This window comes from Psychrobacter sp. van23A (genome assembly GCF_030845275.1).
GTDB classification, from domain to species: Bacteria; Pseudomonadota; Gammaproteobacteria; order Pseudomonadales; family Moraxellaceae; genus Psychrobacter; species Psychrobacter faecalis.
This window is the reverse complement of sequence record NZ_CP132595.1, coordinates 2708225-2729042: the sequence shown is the minus strand read 5'-3', so window position 1 is coordinate 2729042 and position 20818 is coordinate 2708225. Positions and strand designations below refer to the sequence as shown.

The 20818-nt window shown below is 43.6% G+C and carries 15 protein-coding genes and 1 riboswitch; of the genes, 8 read left to right on the top strand and 7 right to left on the bottom strand.

Annotated features, from left to right (window positions below; all coding sequences use genetic code 11):
- Positions 1 to 73: 73 nt before the first annotated feature.
- Positions 74 to 3043, top strand: a complete 2970-nt coding sequence (locus RAH45_RS11620; protein WP_198328707.1) for a valine--tRNA ligase — start codon at positions 74 to 76, stop codon at positions 3041 to 3043.
- A gap of 263 nt (positions 3044 to 3306) precedes the next feature.
- A complete protein-coding gene (locus tag RAH45_RS11615; protein WP_306495287.1) occupies positions 3307 to 4944 on the top strand; it encodes a hypothetical protein in 1638 nt (545 codons plus the stop codon).
- 197 nt (positions 4945 to 5141) lie between these two features.
- Here RAH45_RS11615 and RAH45_RS11610 read toward each other — a convergent pair whose 3' ends face one another.
- Positions 5142 to 6038: an ABC transporter substrate-binding protein gene (locus tag RAH45_RS11610; RefSeq protein WP_198329131.1), complete on the bottom strand. Its 897-nt coding sequence runs from the start codon at positions 6036 to 6038 to the stop codon at positions 5142 to 5144.
- A gap of 151 nt (positions 6039 to 6189) precedes the next feature.
- Positions 6190 to 6307, bottom strand: a riboswitch (TPP riboswitch).
- A gap of 449 nt (positions 6308 to 6756) precedes the next feature.
- On the opposite strand from RAH45_RS11610, the gene RAH45_RS11605 reads away from it, so the two are divergent.
- Both RAH45_RS11605 and RAH45_RS11600 read left to right on the top strand, forming a co-directional pair.
- A complete protein-coding gene (locus tag RAH45_RS11605) occupies positions 6757 to 7182 on the top strand; it encodes a YbaN family protein (RefSeq protein WP_191690282.1) in 426 nt (141 codons plus the stop codon).
- A 281-nt stretch (positions 7183 to 7463) separates the two neighbouring features.
- Positions 7464 to 7673, top strand: coding sequence for a transcription antiterminator/RNA stability regulator CspE (locus RAH45_RS11600; RefSeq protein WP_068403593.1), 210 nt, complete (start codon positions 7464 to 7466; stop codon positions 7671 to 7673).
- Positions 7674 to 7870: 197 nt separating this feature from the next.
- On the opposite strand, the gene RAH45_RS11595 is transcribed toward RAH45_RS11600, so the two are convergent.
- Complete coding sequence (locus RAH45_RS11595; protein ID WP_198329130.1) at positions 7871 to 8953, bottom strand: YeiH family protein; 1083 nt, start codon at positions 8951 to 8953, stop codon at positions 7871 to 7873.
- Positions 8954 to 9154: 201 nt separating this feature from the next.
- Between RAH45_RS11595 and RAH45_RS11590 the strand changes: the two genes are divergently transcribed.
- On the top strand, positions 9155 to 10093 hold the full coding sequence (locus tag RAH45_RS11590) for a LysR substrate-binding domain-containing protein (protein ID WP_306495286.1): 939 nt from the start codon (positions 9155 to 9157) through the stop codon (positions 10091 to 10093).
- Between the two features lie 143 nt (positions 10094 to 10236).
- Here RAH45_RS11590 and RAH45_RS11585 read toward each other — a convergent pair whose 3' ends face one another.
- Positions 10237 to 10698 carry a universal stress protein gene (locus tag RAH45_RS11585; protein WP_068403584.1) on the bottom strand — a complete coding sequence of 154 codons (462 nt, stop codon included), beginning with the start codon at positions 10696 to 10698 and terminating at the stop codon, positions 10237 to 10239.
- A gap of 393 nt (positions 10699 to 11091) precedes the next feature.
- Here RAH45_RS11585 and RAH45_RS11580 point away from each other — a divergent pair, with 393 nt between their 5' ends.
- On the top strand, positions 11092 to 14157 hold the full coding sequence (locus RAH45_RS11580) for an insulinase family protein (protein ID WP_198329128.1): 3066 nt from the start codon (positions 11092 to 11094) through the stop codon (positions 14155 to 14157).
- Positions 14158 to 14278: 121 nt separating this feature from the next.
- Here RAH45_RS11580 and RAH45_RS11575 read toward each other — a convergent pair whose 3' ends face one another.
- Together RAH45_RS11575 and RAH45_RS11570 are read right to left on the bottom strand one after the other, a co-directional pair.
- A complete protein-coding gene (locus RAH45_RS11575; RefSeq protein WP_193032113.1) occupies positions 14279 to 14842 on the bottom strand; it encodes an NUDIX hydrolase in 564 nt (187 codons plus the stop codon).
- 359 nt (positions 14843 to 15201) lie between these two features.
- Positions 15202 to 15717, bottom strand: coding sequence for an HPP family protein (locus RAH45_RS11570; RefSeq protein WP_227514902.1), 516 nt, complete (start codon positions 15715 to 15717; stop codon positions 15202 to 15204).
- A gap of 144 nt (positions 15718 to 15861) precedes the next feature.
- Between RAH45_RS11570 and RAH45_RS11565 the strand changes: the two genes are divergently transcribed.
- Positions 15862 to 16599: an NUDIX hydrolase gene (locus RAH45_RS11565; protein WP_193032115.1), complete on the top strand. Its 738-nt coding sequence runs from the start codon at positions 15862 to 15864 to the stop codon at positions 16597 to 16599.
- A 257-nt stretch (positions 16600 to 16856) separates the two neighbouring features.
- Here the strand turns inward: RAH45_RS11565 and RAH45_RS11560 are convergent, their stop codons facing one another.
- On the bottom strand, positions 16857 to 18257 hold the full coding sequence (locus RAH45_RS11560) for an oxygenase MpaB family protein (protein WP_306495285.1): 1401 nt from the start codon (positions 18255 to 18257) through the stop codon (positions 16857 to 16859).
- A 103-nt stretch (positions 18258 to 18360) separates the two neighbouring features.
- Positions 18361 to 19563 (bottom strand): Na+/H+ antiporter NhaA, encoded by a 1203-nt coding sequence (gene nhaA, locus RAH45_RS11555; protein ID WP_193032119.1) that lies wholly within the window; start codon positions 19561 to 19563, stop codon positions 18361 to 18363.
- Positions 19564 to 19978: 415 nt separating this feature from the next.
- Here nhaA and RAH45_RS11550 point away from each other — a divergent pair, with 415 nt between their 5' ends.
- Positions 19979 to 20734 (top strand): TSUP family transporter, encoded by a 756-nt coding sequence (locus RAH45_RS11550; RefSeq protein WP_102077734.1) that lies wholly within the window; start codon positions 19979 to 19981, stop codon positions 20732 to 20734.
- Positions 20735 to 20818: the final 84 nt, after the last annotated feature.

The following is a 20818-nucleotide window of genomic DNA, read 5'->3' as shown; positions in this document are numbered from 1 at the left end:
CTATTAATTATTTTCCCTATTTTTCGATAACTTTGTTTGACCACCTTCATTTTTAATAAAAGACCATTCTATTATGAGTACTTCTAATACCCCTGATAATACCAAGAGCAACACCAAGAGCAACCTGACACAATCGATTCAGGCCGCCTTAAGTCAATTAGAGAACGCCTATAATCCAAGCGATGTCGAAGCAGGCATGTATCAAGGTTGGGAAGAAAACGGTTATTTTAAGCCAAGCTTTGATAAAGACGAGTCGTTCTCTATCGCCTTGCCGCCACCAAACGTCACCGGTTCACTGCATATGGGTCATGGCTTTAACAATGCCATCATGGACGCACTAACCCGTTATCACCGTATGGATGGTGACAACACGCTTTGGCAACCGGGCACCGACCATGCGGGTATTGCCACCCAAATGGTCGTTGAGCGTCGTTTGGAGGCGCAAGGTTTGAAGCGCCGTGATATGACGCGCGAAGATTTCATCGATAAAGTCTGGGAATGGAAAGAAGAGTCGGGCGACAATATCACCCGTCAAATTCGTCGTTTGGGCAGCTCAGTCGACTGGTCACGTGAGCGCTTTACCATGGACGATGGTTTGTCGAATGCGGTAAAAGAAGTATTTGTACGCCTATTCGATGATGGCTTGATTTATCGTGGTAAGCGTCTGGTCAACTGGGATCCTAAGTTCCAAACGGCGCTATCGGATTTAGAAGTAGAAAACGTCGATGAAAAGGGTAGCTTATGGCATTTCCGCTATCATTTCACCGATAAAGACTTAACGACCCAAGAGGGTAAAAACTATCTGGTCGTTGCCACCACGCGCCCTGAAACCTTGCTTGGCGATACCGCCGTTGCCGTCAATCCAAAGGACGAGCGTTACGCGCACTTGATTGGCAAAACCATTACCTTGCCGATTACTGGTCGCATTGTTCCTATCGTTGCCGATGATTATGTTGATATCGAATTTGGTACTGGCTGCGTAAAAATCACCCCAGCCCATGATTTTAATGACTATGAGCTTGGTCGTCGTCATAACTTGCCATTGATTAATATCCTTGATGAACGCGCCAATATCTTACCTGCGATGGAAGTTTATCCTGACCTACAAACACGTGAGCCGACATTAGAAACCACGCCAAGTGAATATGCAGGACTTGAGCGTTTTGCGGCGCGTAAATTCTTGGTTGAGCAAGCGGGCGAGCAAGGTTGGCTAGAGGATATCGAAGACTACGCACTCAAAGCCCCACGTGCTGAGCGTGGTGGTACGATCGTTGAGCCGTGGTTGACCGATCAATGGTACGTGGCCGTCAGTAAGCTTGCCAAACCTGCGATTGATGCCGTAGAAGATGGCCGAATTGAGTTCGTTCCTGCGCAATATAAAAATATGTATATGGCGTGGATGACGGACTTGCAAGACTGGTGTATCAGCCGTCAGCTATGGTGGGGACATCGTATCCCTGCATGGTACGACGATGCGACTGGTGAGATTTATGTTGCCCGTGATGAAGCGGAAGTGCGTACTAAATACAATCTAAGCGACGATGTTAAATTGCGCCAAGACGATGATGTGCTCGATACCTGGTTTAGCTCGGGACTTTGGACGTTTAGTACGCTTGACTGGGCAGACCCGAACGCTGATCCGCGCGTACTTAAAACCTTTCACCCGACCAGCGTCTTGGTCACGGGCTTTGACATTATTTTCTTTTGGGTCGCGCGCATGATTATGCTGACCATGCATTTTGTCAAAAACGACGATGGCAGCCCGCAAGTACCGTTTAAGACCGTTTATGTCCATGGTCTCGTCCGTGATGGCCAAGGACAAAAAATGTCCAAATCAAAAGGCAACGTTCTCGACCCAATCGATATCATCGATGGTATCGATTTGGAGACGCTAGTAGAAAAACGTACCAGCAATATGATGAACCCAAAAGACGCGGCGAAAATTGAGAAGCAAACGCGTAAAGAGTTCCCTGAAGGCATCGCGGCTTACGGTACGGATGCATTGAGATTCACCTTTACCTCCTTGGCGAGCACGGGCCGCGATATTAACTTCGATCTGAAACGCGTTGAGGGCTATCGTAACTTCTGTAATAAAATCTGGAACGCCAGCCGTTTTGTACTGATGAACTGTGTCGATAAAGAGGGGAGCGCACTGCCTATTGACCAAAGCGCGAAGCCTGAGGTGTGGGAGCTACCCGAAAAATGGATTATGAGTCGTCTAAATTCTAGTGTCCAAAATATCCATCAGCACTTTAACCAGTATCGCCTTGACATGGTCAGCCATGATATCTATGAGTTTATTTGGAACGAGTACTGCGATTGGTACGTTGAGCTTGCCAAAGCCAGTCTCAATGATGACTCAGTGACAGACGAGCGTAAAGCGCAAATCCGCTACGTACTGCTGCATGTGCTTGAGAGCTCCATGCGCTTCACCCATCCGATTATGCCGTATCTGACCGAAGAGATTTGGCAAACCATCGCGCCGCTGCTAGATCGCAAAAACACCGACAGCATCGTCATCGCTGACTACCCGCAAACCGATAGCACGCTGATTAGCGAGCAAACCGAGTCTGATATGGACTGGTTACAAGAGCTGATCGCTAGCGTCCGTAATATCAGAGGCGAGATGAAACTCGGTAACGCGGTGCGCTTGCCTGTGCTACTACAAAATATCTCTAATGAGGAAGAGCAGCGCCTATCGCGCATTGCCAATCAATTTAAGGCATTAGCGAAAGTGGAGAGCTTAACCCTTCTAAAAGACGGTGATGAGGTGCCACTATCGTCATCGAGCATGGTTGGCCAGCTACGCGTCCTTGTACCCATGAAAGGACTGATTGACCCGACCGCTGAGCTAAAACGTCTGGGTAAATCTTTTGATAAGCTACAAAAGCAAGCCGAAGGTATCTCGCGCAAGCTCTCTAATGAAGGCTTTGTCAGTAAAGCGCCAGCCGAAGTAGTCGATGCTGAGAAGGCGAAACTGGCTGAGTTAGAAGGTCAGATTAAGACTATGGCGGGGCAGATGGAGGAGCTTAAAGCGTTGTAAATAAAGCGTAAATATCTATATAAGTAGAAAACGCCGTCACGATTGTGATGGCGTTTTTTATTGTCTACTGGTAGGTTCTATAAGTAAATCTTGGTTCTGATAAATAACTGAATATTTGTATGCTTTTATCTATGGTTTATTAATATGAACTCGAATATATTTATATAAAGTAAAGCATCTGCAGAAGCGGTTGAGGCTGAAAAGATTAAACTGGCTAAGTTAGAGGGGCAGTTGACCGCGATGAAAGAGTCAAAGGCGTTGTAATGAAATACACATTAGTGAATCCATCCAAGACCAAGAGTTCTGTTCATTCAAATATATTCACTACAAAAGTAAAATGTAAAATAGATGATTGCTTAAATCTTACGTTCGGCACATTGGATAAGTGTGCCTTACATTGTGAAAAGGGTGATTATCGCACAGATTGGTATAATGGTTTACTATCAGAATTTACCAACTTATTAAATAGTTATATATTGAGGTACTTTAAAGATGACTATTATAGTTACAAAGGTCTAAACCATCATGCTAATCAGTTAATTTATGAATTAAAAGCATATCTTAATACTAGTAGAGATCTTTATTTATCGACTGTAATAGAAAGGTTTTTTTGTGAAATTGATATAGTGTTTTCAGGTATAAGGTTTCCAACTAGAGATAGCAAAGATAGTTTTGATTATTTTAAGACATTAAGAATGTTCAAAGGAATACACTTTGTTAATTGTGAATTTTACCTAGATAATTTATATATAAAAAATATAAGTTTTTTCTTTCAAAACTGTTACTTCAATAGCAACTTTACAATCCATCCAATAACACTGTTAGATAATGATATTGACTCATTATTCTCTGAATGCACTTTTGATGGGTGGACACGAGTCATCCCAACTGATGATAATGACTCTGTCGAAAATACTTTATTTTCAGGCTGTGTATTTAATAGTAATTTAACTATCTGCGACATGAGTATTAGTGCAGATATATTCGATTGTGAAGAAGATGCAAAAAGTAGAATTTCGAACTTGACAATTTTATCAAGTGTTTTTAAGTCTAGTTTGAAGTTAAATTTAATGAAAATAAATAAGCTTTGTATCGAAGATACTGAATTTGAATCTAAATTTGAAATAAAAAATAGTGTAATTAATATTTTGGAGTTTAGAAACTCTAATGTAGAAAAAGTATTTGACTCATTTGAAAGTGAGTTTGAGAAGTCTTATTTCTATAAAAGTATTTTTAATGGCTTTGCTGGATTTGAAGGAGTCAAGTTTGGAGCAGTTGATAAAAACACAGAAGAATATCAGGCTAAATTTATATATACCACTTTTATGAGTTTCTCTAACTTTAGAAACACTAAGTTCCTATCAGGTCTGGATTTTGAAAATTCTAATTTAAAAGAACAGCCCAATTTTTTAAAAACTATAATCAGCCCAAAAAATACTAATCGAGAAACATTTAGAATTATTAAAAAGTCTTTCGACGATGTTGGCAACCAACTGGAAGCGAATAGATTTTTTGTTGAAGAAATGAACGCATACAGCAAGGAACTAATAGCTTCAGATGGTAATTATTCAGAAAAAATAGTTTTTTTTACTAATTATATAACCTCTAGCTTTGGAAGAAGCTATATAAGGCCATTTTTATTATTAGTATTATCTTTATGCTTTTACGTAGGTTCTTATGAATTCTATGTAGCATGGTACCAGAGTAATATATATATTCTTCCTGAACCTATTCACACTATAGCCAAGTATCTAAATGATGGTGCTAAAAGTTTTTTACCTTTTTCTAGGTTTATACAAGAAAGAAGGGGGTTTGAATTTATTAGTTTAATTTTTTATGTATTATTCGCTATATTAACTTGGCAGATAATCGTAGCAGTTAAACGACATACTCAACGTTAAGGAACACCATGAACCATCTCACCGTTGGACAACGCGCGCCTTTAAGCAATCTTGCTATTGACGATACCGTACCAATAACGCTTAAGTTCACCCGTCAAAGCCCGATATCAGCTGTTTTGCACTAACTCAGCTTCACTCAAAAAAACCGCCACAGCAACCACGATGGCGGTTTTTTATTACTCAAACTATTTTAACGCCTACAGCGCCCACAGCGATTGATATTGCTCATCAGTCAACGTCACAATATCGATCTCGGCCAGCATCTCGCGCAGCTCTTGCCACTTACTCGCATCAGGCTTGATAGGCGTGATCAATCTACCTAGCGTATTATCGATAATCGCATCCATCAAGGCATCTGCGTCGGTTTGACTATAGTCATAATACATGCGGCGCGCAGACTTAGGCTCACTTTTACAGTGTTCTGTCATTTGATTGGTCACTTGGATAAAGGTATCTATCGCGTCTTTTTTCGCGCTATAAGTCTCATCAGTCGTGAGGATTTCTAACGCCGAAAAATTCGGATAAGGGGACAGATGCTGATCGATAAACGTAAAGTCTAAACCTTCATGAGTCGCCTCAACCCCTTCAAAGTTATAAAAGCACAGCCATGCACCATCGAGACTTAGGTCTTCTTGCAGGTTTTTTATATGGTAGAAGTCTTTTTGTACAAAGGTCACATTATCACGGCTGATACTAAAGCCGTTTTTCTTGGCATAGCGGGCTAATATCTCAAAGCCAATGCGATTGGTTTTTTCTTCAGCCGCTGGGGTACAAACGCGAATCGGTTGATTGTTCTTGAGCTTATCCATGCTGGATTGCTGCATCAATATGCCGCCATCGGTCTCAAAAAAACAGCCAAGCGCACGCAGATTAGGCGCGTAATGCTCAAACAGATGAATTGGCTCATTCACATGCAGATCGATGCTTTGATTTTGCAATTCAGCAAAGCCATCATAGTGGTCATCAGGCTCAATGATGGTGATATCTAGCCCTGCTTGCTCATACGCGCCTGTGGTCACACCCGCGATAAAGGGCAGGTGATCAGGGTTCAAAAACCATTCGAGGGTGAGGGTCAGTTTGGTGGTTGACTGCATGGTTGTTTCCTTTTTAATGATAGAAAACAATCAGACTGATGCTGTTTAAATAAAACAAAAAAGGTAAAACAAGAAAGGCAAAATCTCAACATGTAAGGCGCTATCAGATCAGCGCGTCAGGTAGAGGTTTCTCTTATTCATAGACTGCTTAGGGTCTGTCATGCTTGTTTCCTACGTCAGTGCTAACTGCTTCAGGTTCACGGGTGTCTCTCAGCGATGGTTTTAACAATCGTTACAAGGTTAAAAGCAAAGCACCCCGACAAGATTGAGTGGTGCTGCATTATTTTTGATCAGTACTGCTCATGAATCCGTACTGCTAATGACTATTATCGATAGCTACTGCATTATCATAGACGACTTGTAAGCGGTGATGCAAGCGTATCAGGAATGACAATGAAAGGTGATGACTGACGCTCGTTAACCGTCCTTTATAACAGTTCTCATTTGTGACGGCTTTTTATAAGCGCTTTCAATCTTATAGGCGCTTTCAATCGACGTGTTAATAGAAGAGCGCACTATCTGTAATTGGTACTTACCCAATCACTAACCAAACATACCGATTGATAGCAAAACCCTCATAAAAATAGTCTTGTAGCATATCTCCTCATACGGCATCCTTAGTGAGTTCTATAAGCCGCCGTCTTTGTCATAAATTTGCCGGCCAAAACCTGATTATCTGACACTATCCAACGATATCCACTATCCAACGACATCCTTTATGAGCCAAAAAAAGCACTTCTACTACCGCCCAAAGACCAATCAACACAATAGCCCAGCGGTGCGTTGGGCATTTTTGATATTTGGTTGGATATTTTTTGTCTTGGGAATTATTGGCGCATTATTACCCGTGATGCCGACCGCGCCTTTTATCTTATTAGCAGCAGGTTGCTGGGCACGAAGCTCACGACGCTTTCATTTTTGGCTGATTAATCACAAGTATTTTGGTAAGTTTGTTCGCGATTGGGAAGAGCGCCGCGCTGTTCCGCTATATGCCAAGTGGTTAGCCACGATTATGATGTCTATATCGACGGCGATGTTATTTTATCGCTTGCCAGCCGATACGCTATGGGTAGCGTGGCTAGTTGCAGCGGTATGTAGTAGCGTCGCTATATATTTATTTCGTTTGCCAAATGCCTATACTTAGCGGTTAAATGCTTAAAATTTTTGTTAAGTATCTAAAAATAAAGCAAATAAGTGCAAAAAATAGCCAATAATTGCGCTTTGTTACACTAAAGATAAGATAAGGCTTGCGATACTGCGCTAGGCCACCTATAATACTTCCAAGCTTAAGAGCAGTTCTGCACCAAATCATTACCTCGTAGTATTAGTTATAATCCTTCGTTTTAATATTTATCGTTCAGTAGCTATTTGCAAGCGTTATCGGCCAATTAGGCCAAAAATAAATTAAATATCAGGGTTATGACTATGTCAGACGTTCAAAAAGGTACAGTTAAGTGGTTCAACGAAGCTAAAGGCTTTGGTTTCATCGCTCCAGAAAATGGCGCAGACGTTTTTGCTCATTACAGCGAAATCACTGGTTCAGGTTTTAAAACTTTGGCTGAAGGCCAAGAAGTTGAGTTCACTGTAACTCAAGGCCAAAAAGGCCCACAAGCACATAACATCGTTGCTATCTAATTCGTCTTTATAGACAACTAGAGCAAGATGAATAAAAAAACGAGCCTTAGGGTTCGTTTTTTTTCGCCTATTATTTATGTTTATTGCTTTTGATAAATAAATAGTAAAGTGTTGAATAAAGTCTTAGGACAACAATGCCGACGATTATAGGAATAATCGTCGGCATTGTTAGTTTTATTGGTGCGTTAATAGCTTTTTTATAGTGAAGCGATGCCAATATTGATCAAGCCGCCACCGATAATTAACCAAGTAAACATAATGGCACCGAGTATCAATGGTTTGACGCCAGCTTGTTTAATGGCACTCATATGCGTGGTCAAACCAAGGGCAAACATTGCCATCGTCAATAACACATCATCAAGCATGACCATACTGTGTTCAAAGCTTGCCGTCATCGGTATCCACGTATGCAATACCACCACCAAAATAAAGATAAAGGCAAACCAAGGAACTTTCACTTGTTGCACGCGATTGATAAATGATGGTTTTTCGCCATTATCGCTACTGGTTTTGGTTAAGGCAAAAGACAATATTAATAAGAAAGGGGCGAGCATCATAACGCGAATCATCTTGGTCACGACCGCTGTATTGCCAACCTCGGTGCTAACGGCGTTACCTGCGACCACCACTTGCGCCACTTCATGAATGGTTGAACCAGTATAAATGCCGTATTGCTGAGCGTTTAGCCAAGGTTGTAACCAGCCAAGTTGATATAAAAATGGATAGAGCAGCATAGCAATCGTGCCAAAGACCACCACGGTGGCAACGGCAATGGTGACTTTATGCGCTTCGGCTTTGACCACAGGTTCTGCGGCAATTACCGCTGCAGCGCCACAAATACTGGCCCCTGAGCCGATCAATAGCGTCGTTTGCTTATCGACTTTAAGCCACTTTGTACCGAGCCAATAAGTGATTAAAAATGTCGAGGTCAGTATCAGTGCATCCGTCATTACGGCTGGCATACCAACGCTTGCGACTTGGGTTAAAGTCAGTTTAAAACCATAAAATATAATGGCAAGGCGTAAAATTTGACCTTTAGCAAAACTAACACCCGCGCTTAATTGATCAGAAAAATTTGGATAAACTGTATTGCCAAGTACCATGCCAAGTAAAATTGCTAGCGTCAACGATGACAGACCAACAATGTGTCCATTTGACCATGTGTCTAGGCTGATATTTAACCACAAACAAAACAAGCTCCCAATCAGCACGACGATAAGTCCCATCGCATGACGGTTATGCGGGAAGTAATTATTCATGGTTTGTGCTATTGCGTTCATTTCGTACGCATCCTATTCTTTATTATCTATAATCGAAATAAGCATAAGCTTATGAATAGACAGTATAAGACAAACCGATTTATAATAAAAACAGATTAATAAGATATAAACTATCGATTTTTTAGGTTAAGAAGTTGTTGTAGGCTAGGTTGTGTCCTAATTAGTTAAAGACAAAAGGCCAGTGCAAGAGGTAATCCAATCATGAAAAAAGTTATGCAGCTGCTACCGAGGATTACCCTTAAGCAGCTATCAGTGTTTGTCAGTATTTATCAAACTGGCAGTACCAGCCGTGCCAGTGAAGAGCTGCATTTATCGCAGTCAGCGGTCAGCAGTGCGCTCACTGAGCTGGAGGCGCGGTTGCAAATGCCGCTATTTGAGCGCGTCGGTCGCAGGCTTAATCAGCATCCAAATGCTCATCCTATTTATATACAGGCACAAGCGATTTTGGGACAAGCTTTAACCCTTGAGCATTATCATAAGCATCAAGCAGGGCAGATTCATATTGGTGCTAGCACGACTATCGGTAATTATGTATTGCCACCGCTGCTTGCCAAATTGTACGAAGCGCTACCCGATGCCCATATCGATATGTATATTGCTAATACCCAAGAAGTAGTCGGCGAGGTTGAGCAGTTAAATATCGATATTGCGCTTGTAGAAGGTATGCCGCGCCCGACAGATATGAAAGTGATTGAGCAGCGCGCTTGGCGCACCGATACCTTGATGGTATTTGCTAAATCTAATAGCAAATGGTTGACAGACATGACCTATAATGAGAAAGAAAAATGCTATGAGCTCAGCGCGGAACAATTGGCAAGGCTGCCATTACTGGTACGAGAGGCGGGTTCGGGGACGCGGCAAATCATCGATGAGCAGTTATTGCAGCATCTGCCACATGCCGAGATTGTCATGGCGATTCAGCAGTCAGAAGCGATTAAGCATATGGTCAGCGCCGATATCGGTCTTGGCTGCTTATCGCAGTATGTCATTGAAGCAGAACTAGCAGCAGGGAAGTTGGTGCAGGTGAAAGTAGCGGGTATTGATTTAGCGCGCACGTGGTGGCTAGTTTGGCACAAAGCGCGTCATCAAAGCCCCATTTGGCAAAGCTTTATCGATATTTTAAGAGAGGATTCACGTTAGCAATACGTGTAAAATTATTGGTGAGAAAATTTACTGTTTTCACGAATAATAAAAAAGCGCACTGTCATACAGTGCGCTTTTGTTAATGAGATTTTTTAATAATTTTAAATAACTTCGGAACGATGCTTGGTCTGTTCTTAGGCTTATTTATTAACGGGTTTATCGAGTCGCACCACTAAGCTGTCGCATGGAACGTTTGGCAAGATATTATCTGCCGTCGCGCCACTTAGCCAAGCCGAGATACCGTGGCGCTCATGACGACCGATGACCAATAAATCAACGTCATGCTTATGGCAATAATTGACGATACCTTCACTGTTAGAGATAGCGGTTGTTACTTCAGAGTTGACCGCGTGCAAGTCATTACGCTCCAAAAACTGAGCCAGTTTGGCGCGCGCTTCTTGGCAGCGTTCATCATCGATTTCATCGTATAAGCTTGAGGCAGGCACCAGCTCATAGCCAAAGCCGACCATGGTATCTTTGACAATATGTAATACCGATAATTTGGCGTTCGGACGATTCTCGACGATACGTTTGGCCTTTTGGGCGACCACATCAGCGTCGGACATCAAGTCGGTGACCAATAAAATATGTTCGTAACTCATGAGCTGCTCCTTTTGACAGATGATTTCAACTATAGCACTACTACTGACTGCTGTTAAGTATGCTTTGTTAATTCCACACTATCTTTATGATGTATTGTTGAAGCGTTATTATTTTTCTCCTAGCGCTATCTTGACTTATCAAGCCCTAAGCCCCATCTAGTTTCGTTAGGCAAATCCTTTTTAGCTGATAATTGCCACTCTATTTAAAGATTACCTATATTTTGTATAACACTGCTATTTTTATAACTTTTACAACGCTATTAATTTTAGACCAATCAATTTTATAAATATAAACCTTTCCATTTTTGATTGTTTATCCTGAGATGCTTTATCAGTTAACGGCCACATGAGCGCTTAACGAAGAAGCTATCAGGTTACTCTATAAGGACAACTATGACTGACACGCCATTTACCGCTGATTTAACCCTACATCCAGCGTTTGAGCTGCTTGAGCACCGTCATATCGATGCATTGTCGATGGACGTATTGATAAGCCAGCACGTCAAGACAGGCGCCATGCATTACCATTTGGCGCATCCAAGCGATGAAAATGCCTTTTTGGTCGGCTTTCGTACCCAGCCAATGGACTCAAAAGGTGAGGCGCATATTTTAGAGCACGTGGCTTTGTGTGGCTCTGAAAAGTTCCCTGTCCGCGACCCGTTCTTTTCGATGATTAAACGTTCATTAAACACCTTTATGAATGCCATGACCGCCGCCGATTGGACTGCCTATCCGTATGCCACCCAAAATAAAAATGACTACTTTAACTTACTGGCTGTTTATCTTGATGCGTCGTTTTTCCCCAATATTCATCCACTCGATTTTGCCCAAGAAGGTATTCGCGTAGAATTAGATGAAAATGATAAACTGCAGTTTAAAGGTATTGTTTTCAATGAGATGAAAGGCGCGATGAGCGGCGAGATTGACCAGTTATATCATACGGTCGCCCATCATTTGTTCCCAACGACGACCTATCATTATAATTCGGGCGGCGATCCTGCTGATATTCCTGATTTGACCCATCATGAGCTGGTTGAATTTCATCAGAGCCATTATCATCCGTCAAACAGCGTAATCATGAGCTTTGGTAATATTCCAGTTGCCCAAACGCAAGCGAAAATTCATGACGATGCCTTGATTCAGTTTGAAGCGGGTAAAAAGCACGTTTCACGTCCAGAAAAACGTCTGTCTGCACCAATTAGCGCGGTTGATACTTATACTGCTGATGAAGCCGGTCCAGACCAAACTCACCATGTGGTGGCGTGGTTATTGCCGTCAATTACCGATCCCAAGCAGCGTTTGGCACTGCGTCTATTAGAAGGTGTGTTGGTTGAGCATGCTGGTTCGCCATTGCGTGCGTATTTGGACAGCCATCCACTTGGTAAAGCGCCAAGTCCGCTACTAGGTTTGGATGACAGTCATTATGAAATGGTCTTTTATACCGGTCTGCGCGGTTCTAACCCTGAACACGCCGAAGCGGTAGAGCAGGGCATTCTTGATTTGCTTAAAGAGGTCGCGAGCCAACCGATTGATGATGAAACCATTGAGACGATTCTGCACCAAATCGAGATTGATCAGCGCCATATCGGCGGCGATAGCATGCCGTATGGTCTAAATCTCATGCTAGAAGGCTTTAGCACGGCGATTCATGATGGCAACCCTATCGATGTCTGGGAAGTTGATGAGCATTTGCAGTGGCTGCGTGAGCAAGTAAAGGACGAACAGTGGTTACCCAATTTAATTAAGCAGCACTTGTTAGACAATCAACACCGTGTCCGAGTCACGTTGACACCTGACAGTGAAAAAACCGCCCGTCTGGCAGCCGCTGAGCAAACCCGTCTTGATACTATTGCGATGGATTTGACTGCTGACGATAAAGCCATCTTAAAACAACAAGCGTTAGATTTGGCAGCGCGCCAAGCTGCGCCTGATGATTTAAGCTTATTGCCAAAAGTTGGCTTAGAAGATGTCCCGACCGATATCAGCTTTAAACAAGGCACGCAAAAACAAGTGAATTTAAGCGGGCAAGACAGCACCTTATTTGAATATGAGGCCGGTACCAATGGTTTATACTATTATCAAATAATTGTACCGTTGACCGATGCGATTGGTCATCAGAACACCAGCGAGCTACCGGTTGATGAAGTGATTAATCATCCATTGTTACCTATTTATCTGAGTTTATTGTCAGAACTGGGCACGGATTCGCTAAGCGCACATGAAATGCAGGCCAAGCAAGCGGCGCATTCATCAGGGGTGACGGCGCGTATCAGTCAGCGCACCAATATCGATGACAGTCAAGCGATTAGCAGCTACTTCGTCGTCGCTACACGCGCGCTAAATCGTAAGCCTGAAGCCATTGATTTGCTTAAAGAAGTCATAGAGCACAGCGTCTTTAGCGAGCATGACCGTATTAAAGAGATTTTGCAGCAGCGCGCAGCTGGTTGGCAATCAAACCTTGCCGGTTCTGGGCATTCGTATGCTATGCAAACCGCCAGTCGCGGCATGAGTCGTCAAGCGCAGTTAGAATATGTGCGTAGCGGGCTGCCAGCACTAAACGCGCTCAAAGACTTCTTAACCCATGCCAGTACTGATGATGCGCAGTGGGATAAGTTGGCCATTAGCTTGATGGATTTACATCAGCGTATAATAAGCTTGCCAAAACACGCCGTCATTATTTGTGAAGCCGAGCAAACCGAACGCTTAAGCAATTTGATTGTTGAGAGCTGGAAAGACAGTAAAGCGCCACAAATTGCGGAAAAATTAAGCCATACTGAAACGGCTATTGAAGCGAACATTCCAAGTGAGTTTGCAGATTTACAGTTAGACTCGGCGCTCAATGGTAAGAATGATGGCGCTCAACTAGAAGAGGTTACCGCTGACGATTTGGCGTGGCTAGTGCCGACCAACGTCTATCATAATGCCAGTGCTTATTCTGTGCCAGCCGCAGACCATCCTGATACTGCTGCCTTAATGGTGTTGGCGCCATATTTACGAAATGGCTACTTGCATAGCGCCATTCGTGAGCGCGGCGGTGCTTATGGCGGCGGCGCAGGTTACGATGCCAACGCGTGCGCCTTTAAGTTCTTTAGCTATCGCGATCCACAGTGTGCTGAAACTTTTGCCCATTTTGATGCCAGTATCGAATGGTTATTGAATGAGCCGCAAACCGATGAGCAATTAGAAGAAGCGATTTTGGGTATTATCTCAGGTATGGATAAACCTGGCTCTCCAGCAGGCGAGGCGGTAAAAGCCTGCTTTGCCAATCTGCATCATCGCGGCGTCGACTGGCAGCGTAAAATGCGCGCGGCGATATTATCTGTGACGGTTGCTGACTTGCAGCGCGTCGCTAAGCAATATCTGCAAGGTCAAAAACACGTGCGAGCGGTACTAGCGCCGTATGATAAAGAAGAAGCCGTAAAAGAGTTAGGCTTTAACGTTTGTAAAATTAAAAGCTAGTTGTTAATTTAGCGCAAAATCAGTCATCGCAAATCATTGACTGTATAAAAAAACCGCCGCTCTCAGTGTTTGTATTGAAAGCGGCGGTTTTTATTGCCGGTAAGTATTTTAAAAAGCTGTATTAATAACGCTTAATCGCTTGGTCTTTGCCAATCAAATCTTGATGAATAGGGAAGTCGGTATGGTCGTCAAACTCCTTGCGGTCGGCAAAGTAGCTTTTTAAGGTACGGCGCACGGCTTCAAAGGCAAGCTTATCCCATGGAATGTCTTCTTCAGCAAATAACGCGCAGTCCAGACTTTCAGAGCCAATACCGTAAGCGCCGTCTTTTAGCTCGGTGATATAAATGCTATAGATTTGCCCGATATCAGGAATATCATATAAGCAATATAAATGCGGGTTGGTAACCACTGCTTCCGCCTCTTCAAAGCTTTCTCTCGCCGCGCCTTCTGCCATGGTTTCGCCATTTTCCATAAAGCCTGCGGGCAACGTCCATAAGCCATATTGCGGCTCAATCGCACGGCGGCATAATAGCACTCTATTTTTATGTACGACCAGTGAGCCACAAATCACTTTTGGATTTTCGTAGTGAATATAATTGCAGTTTGGGCATACCAAACGCGGCATATTATCGGTGGCTGGTATTTTGCGTTCTGCTTCATGGCCGCATTGTAGACAATAGCACATATCAACTGCCTTATATAAGATAAACGAAAGATGGAAAAAAGGTTATCGGTGTTGTAAGAATTATAATTCTTATGTTATGACGTTCGCTTGTCAGCTGGCATCATAGCTATGAAGCCTAAGATAACACAAATTTCCATCGCACTGGTCGTGATAATAAAAAGCACACATTTTTGCTAAACTGATGGTAGCTAGGCTTACGTTTATGAAATAAGGTTTTTTAAGCGTCATTGTCAGCGCTGCGATTGCGCATCAGTCCAGTCACATAAAGTATATGCAGCCGCTTTTAGATTACGCTAGTCTAGACTAGACTGATGTTGAATAATAAATGATCGCTTTACCTTTTACCTTGAAGGATGGATTTACCAATAACGCGGATAATGGCGACCGCGACCGATATTGTTATAAATCAGCGCCACTGCAACCAAGGCAAGCGCACCGATTAGCGTAGGGGTGACTAAAAAATGCCAGTTGACGCCGCCGAGCATGACGATTAGTGGATTAGAGCCGGCGGGTGGATGCGGTACGCGCAGCAATAGCATCAGCGCAATCGCTGTACCGACCGCCAGCGACAAGCTCCACCACTCGATACCAAACAAGGTCAAAAACGATAGCCCCGTAAAAGTGGTGATAAGATGCCCGCCAACGATGTTTCTAGGCTGGGCAAATGGACTCTCTGGATAGGCAAAAATAAGCAAACAGCTGGCACCAAATGAGCCCAAAATCATAGCGACGTTTTGCCAGCTGCCCAGTAGCGCCAGTATGGCGGTGGCGAAAGTACCGCCAACCCAAGCAAGGGCAATGATAATTAATGGCAATCTTTGCGGGCAATCATCGGTCTTGCCCTGCATTTTATTTAATGAAAAAATCTTATCCACAAATATTTCCTAAAAACATGTAATCTTAAAGTGCTTACTTGCGTAATCAGCATCTTATTTAATGGTTATTTAATGGCTATTTAATGGTTATTTATGTTTAACGGCATTGATGCTTGATACTAATAAAAACATAGGGCAATAATAATGTTACTCCCCCCGCAGTCTGTCCATTTCGATGAATTTTCCGTCGCTGTGCCAGACTTTATTCGTTATCCCACTATTAGAAAGTTGGCGGAACGCGTGCAGCATGAGACCTTAAATGCGGTCACCAATCCTGCGTTATACCACAACTCTCATACTTCTCTTAGCGAGCGCATTTTAGAGAGTCTGTATCAGACACCGATTGCTGATGCCTCGGTATTGGTTGCCATCACTCATGAGCGCCATCCCAAGCTGCTACTGACGCGCCGCGCTGCTCACATGAACAGTCATGCCGGCGAAGTCTCTTGCGTAGGCGGTAAACATGACGCCAGCGATGGTAATAATGTCATCACCGCCTTGCGTGAAGCCTGCGAAGAGACCGCGCTGCCACCCAATAAAGTCCAGCTACTTGGTCAGTTACCGATTCAAACCTCTAAAAGTGGCATGAGTGTGCGTCCCATTGTGGCGCTAATTGCGCCAGATTTACTGTTAGTGCCGGAGCTTGATGAAATCTCGCGTATCTTTTGGGCAGATTTTGAAACCTTGCTGACGCAGCCTACCGTTGAGTATGCGATAGAGTATACGATGCAAGGTCAGACCGCGACCATCCTCACGCCAAGCTGGCAAGTGGATGGCGAAACAATATGGGGTCTGACAGGACGCGTCATCGCCAGCTTGCTAGAGACGGGGTTTGATCGGCAACTTGAGTGGTATTACCGCATTCAAGATACGCGTAATTAATACGTCAGTCGCTTGCGGTGATTTATTGAATTGTTTACAGTAAAACCATTTTCTAATCAAACCAAGCGCGTCTTTTGCGGATTTATTATAGTTATTGTAGAGGCGGTTGATAATGGCTTGATATATTCTATTTACTACTAATAATATTCGACTTATGCCCTCTGGTTATGGTTATAGATTTGCATAATATTATTCGTTATTGGTTTTATCTAATACTGAGTGATTATTCTTCTTAAAGTAACTGTAATTAGCACAAGTTATTTATAATAATCGTCGTTTTTCTTTAACCACCAATTCATATTATCTTGGCGTTTAGCACGGAAGGCTTCTAATTTTCCCGCCACCGTTTGATTGTGCTGGCGTGCGGTATCGAGCGCAAAAAGAATCGGCACCGAAGATAAGACGCCAAAACGGATTTTCGATTTTGGCAAATCCAGCCCATCGCCGATATCATCGCCGACCAAGGTACGAGTCACGCTGGCATTGACCATCTCAACGAAACGCCCACGGCGATTGTCCTCGCCCATCAGCTGCCGCGGTAAATCGTGCAGGGCTTTTGCCAGTGGCTGACCCATTTTAAAATCAAGCTGCTGAATTGATAAATAGGTATAAAGCCATTCCCAACAAGCGGCTTCATCTTTTGGTAAGCGCTGTAAATCAACGCCCATCCAATAGCTGGCAAGATTCCAGAGATGTAAGATACCTTCTGCTTCCTCGCTGCTGATACGGGCGCCAAGCAGCCGTAGCCCACGCATAATCAATAATGAAAACTGCAAATGGGTAGCAATCATATCGGTTTGATTGATAGGAATACCCCAATAGTCGGTGTTCCAGCTGCCATCTACATTGTGGTGTTGGTCGGCATCGGGTATGACACCTTTAGCAGCATTGCCTTTACCTTTGAGCAAGTTTTGCCGCACCGTCGTGTGAATTTGCCGCACTTTGATAGACTGCCGCCAGCCTTCTGAGCCAATCGCCAATACCTGCTCAATTGGTTGACGATTATTATAAGAACTAGAATTTAGTTGTGGGTGTTCAGAGACGGCTAGAATATAGGCGTAAGTACGCATCAAGCGCGGTAGGGCGTCGTGCATTAAGGCGCCCGTTTGAATAAGCGGCAGGGAGAGGGCAGGAATACTATAGCCGGCCATTAGCGCGACATTGCGCAACAGCCAAATGAGCATCAATGGATAACGTCGGTAAGCAACCGCACCGATTTGTGCAAGCTTGGGGTCAAACCAAGCAGGATGGCTGCTAAATTGCTCGGTTAAGGTATTAAATGCAGGGTTGCTTAAAAGGGTAGCATCGAAGTTACTGTCACTGCCACCATTACTATCGCCACTACTACTGTCGCTTAAGATAAATTGCTTCAAGGGTTTAGCAAAACGAATACCGTCAGCGGCTAATGCATCGGCTAGTGGATCGCCAATATCGTAGCCGGCAACCATTTCCTGCAATAACTCTGGCGAGATGACAAAATCTTTTGGCAATAAATAACGCTTAATACGCTTTAAGACTTGCAGGTCGCTATGGTCATCAATTGCCGTCGTGCGTCCGTGGCGCTGGTAAGCGTGAATTGCCGGGTTGGGGTCAGCTTTTTGCCGAGCACTGGCGCTATTTTCTTTGGCATTTTCTTTAGCGATATCGATGGGATCCATATTATTAGCTACTCTATATCGTCTGCTTTTATCCACCCATTTTAAGCGCATTAAGCGACTTATTTAGCATGATAGCCATAAGTCGCTCACGCTTAATGAGTGCTTAAGAATGATGGGTTAAGTCCACCGAGGTATTGCTGACCTCTTCTTTTAAGGTGGCTTTTAGCATCAAGTAACCTGCGATACCAGACACGATTGAACCCATAATGATACCTAAGCGCTCGTCAAATAATGGTGTCGCGCCGCCGAAAGCAAGACCACCGATAAATAAACTCATGGTAAAGCCAACGCCGCAAAGTAACGCTGCGCCGTAGATTTGCTTAAAGGTCATGCCCTTTGGCATAGTAGAAATACCCAGTTTAAAAATTAACCAGCACATCAGCATCACGCCCATTTGTTTACCGATAAACAGTCCGGCCGCAATACCGAGTGGCACGGAGTGAAATAATTCCGCAAAGCCTGCACCCTTAAGCGAGATACCGGCATTGGCAAAAGCAAATAAAGGCAGAATGCCGTAAGAAACGGTGTTTTGCAAATCGTGCTCAAGCTCTTCTAGCGGCGAGTGTTCAGGATCCGTACGGTCAAATAGTGGAATGAATAATGCCAGTACCACCCCAGCCAAGGTCGCGTGAACGCCCGATTTGAGCACGGCAATCCACATAATGACACCGATTAGTATGTATGGCGTGATGCTAGTAACATTGCGGCGATTGAGTAGGTATAAGAACGGCAAACACAAAGCAGCGACAGCGAGCGCGCCGAGCGATAAGTCACTGGTATAAAATAAGGCGATGATTAAAATAGCGCCAATATCATCAAAAATAGCAATGGATACCAAAAATACCTTGAGCGAGTTTGGCACGCGATTGCCAAGTAAGCTTAAAATACCAAGGGCGAAAGCAATGTCGGTCGCCGCCGGAATTGCCCAACCTTTCCAAAACTCAGGTTCATTATAGTTAAAAATCAGGTAGACAATAGCAGGCATAATCATGCCGCCCAATGCTGCGCCAGCGGGTAAGATAATTTGTTTGACGTTGGAGAGCTCGCCGATGAGCACTTCGCGCTTGAGCTCAAGACCGACTAAAAAAAAGAACACCGCCATCAGACCATCGTTGATCCAATGATGGGCGTCTTTTGCAATCGCAAAGCCACCGATTTGAATGGCAACGGGCGCGTGAATAAAAGATTCATACCAAGTACTAAAAGGGGTGTTGGCAATAATCATTGCCGCGATAGCTGCCAGCGCTAAGACAATGCCGCCTGACGCTTCGAGGTTGAAAAATGCTCTGATTCTTTGTATTGCCATATTATCCTCATTGACTCAATAAAACGTGCTAAATCATTCAAAAACTTCAAATTTCTAAATTGTTCTGGCTTGCTTACTTTCCTGCTTTGGCTTCCTTAAGTGCATTTCGCCGAGCCATAAACCCTCATCATTCATGCTGCACTTATCATTAAAAATGACGCAGCAGACCGATAGCTCTAGTTTCTCACAATCTTATTCATATAAACAATTAAATACGTTAACGGTTTTATGCGGTTTTTTTAAACAGGCGAAGCCTACCAAAAGGCGTACTGATAAAGCCGCGAATATAACAAATCTAGCAGACTTTGCTAGGTTTTTGGTTTTTTTTACGGTTTTATCTTTATAATGAGCGCCTTTACACAAATTTTAACGTTGCGTTTGTTTTTTTATACCCCAAATTTTCAAGGTTAGTGTCATGGACATATCACTCTCTATCGAGATTATTTTAATGCTGACGGCTGTTGCGGCGCTGGCAGGTTTTATCGATGCTATCGCGGGCGGCGGTGGTTTATTGACCATTCCTGCTATGCTGCTTGCCAATATACCGCCTGTGCTAACCTTGGGCACCAATAAGTTGCAAGCGGCATCGGGTGCGCTCGCGGCGTCTATTACCATGATTAAAAAAGGTGTCATCAAGCCTAAAAGTATCAAATTTGCGATCATCGCCGCTTTTCTTGGTTCGGTTATTGGGACGATTGCCGTGCAGTTGTCGCCGCCTGATTTGTTAGAAAAACTGATTCCGTTTTTGATTGCGGCGATTGGTATTTATACTTTATTTGCTCCAAGGCTGGGTGAAGTAGAAGCCGCACCACGTATCTCAGAAGGCACGTGGCAAAAAGTAGTGGCGCCTTTGATAGGGTTTTATGATGGTTATATGGGACCGGGTACGGGGATGTTTTTTGCTTTAGGAAATGTGGCGCTGCGTGGTCGCCAAATTATCGAAGCAACGGGCGCAGCAAAAGTGCTGAACTTATCTACCAATATCGGCTCGCTTATTTTCTTTATCTTGGGCGGTAATGTGCTGTGGAAAGTGGGACTGGCCATGATGGTTGGGCAGACGATCGGCGCGTATTTTGGCTCGCATATGGTCGTTAAAGGCGGCAGTAAACTTATTCGTCCGATGATTGTGTTGGTTTGTTTGGCAATGCTAACCAAATATGTGCTTGGTTAACGATAGTTATTTTGAGGTTGAGATAGTCTTTATAAATTGAGAAAGCTTTATTCCAGCAGTATCGTCACTGAGCTATGCTGAAGA